Genomic DNA, 1,022 nt, shown 5'->3' on the forward strand with positions numbered 1-1,022 from the left:
CGGAATATCGCGCCATCGAATATCAGCTCAAGCAGTTCGAAACCGAAAAGCCGCGCCGGGACGATGAATCCCGCCACTTCGGGGAACAGTTGGCGGCGGCTATCGGTGGATTGCTGGTCAGTGTGGTGACGGCCGTCACCATTTTTGCGACGATGATGTAAAGGGGCTGTTCCGATGGCTGATATGCTGCGACGCCCAGGCCTGAACCGTGGGCAGAAGAAGAAAACCTCCTCCGTGGCACTCTTGGCCTGGATCATCGTGCCGGTGCTGATGGTTTTTGCCTGGAAGGTGGCCATTCTGGTAACGCTCGGCATGCTGCCGACCTTGGTTGCCCTGGTGATCGACCGCCGCCCGGAAAAATATGCGGCCTATTGCGTCGGCGGTTTCAACCTCTGCGGCCTGGTGCCGTGGGTGGTGAAGCTTTTCGTTGATGGTCAAACCGGCCTTGCGCTGCAACATATTATGACCAACCCCTTCTCGTGGCTGGTGATCTATGGGGCGGCGGCAATGGGCTGGTTGGTCTTCTCCTGGACGCCGGAGCTGGTACTGCGCATGACCGCCTTCCGCGACCGCCAGGAAATTTCCTCGCTGCAAAAGCGCCAGGAAACCTTAGTGGAAGAATGGGGGCCGGATATTATTCCGCCGCGTGCCGAAGAGTTCTAAACACTGATATGAAAAACCCCCGCCGAACCTATGTTCGGCGGGGGTTTTCCTTTTCAGCCGCTTTTCAGTGCGACGAGGAAAGATTGAGTAGCAGCTTTCCCGTTTCCAGGAGCCGGGCTTGAACCGACATCTTCCCCCGCATTGGGGGCTGCTGTCCCAGGAACTCAACCCGCATTCGCACCGAAGCGAAGGTGAGACGACGAAAGCCGATTGGGTAAGAGCTTCCCAGTTTCCCAGGACCGGATTTGAACCGGCACCCTTCCGCCCGTAAAGGCGGCTGCTCTACCAAGGAACCCAACCGATATTCGTCTCACCCAACCGCGGGCGACGAAGGCTGGATTGAGGAAATGTGGGTCTGG

Annotated in this window: 1 protein-coding gene; it reads left to right on the forward strand. The window is 58.1% G+C overall.

Features of this window, described 5'->3' with window-relative positions; genetic code table 11:
• Positions 1-174 precede the first annotated feature (174 nt).
• Positions 175-663 (forward strand): hypothetical protein, encoded by a 489-nt coding sequence (locus VZ95_RS19960; protein ID WP_052711548.1) that lies wholly within the window; start codon positions 175-177, stop codon positions 661-663.
• Positions 664-1,022: the final 359 nt, after the last annotated feature.

The sequence above is a fragment of the Elstera litoralis genome (assembly GCF_000963705.1).
Lineage (GTDB): Bacteria > Pseudomonadota > Alphaproteobacteria > Elsterales > Elsteraceae > Elstera > Elstera litoralis.

Coding starts and splice junctions, on each gene's coding strand:
- VZ95_RS19960 (WP_052711548.1), top strand. CDS start 175: ATGGCTGATATGCTGCGACGCCCAGGCCTGAACCGTGGGCAGAAGAAG.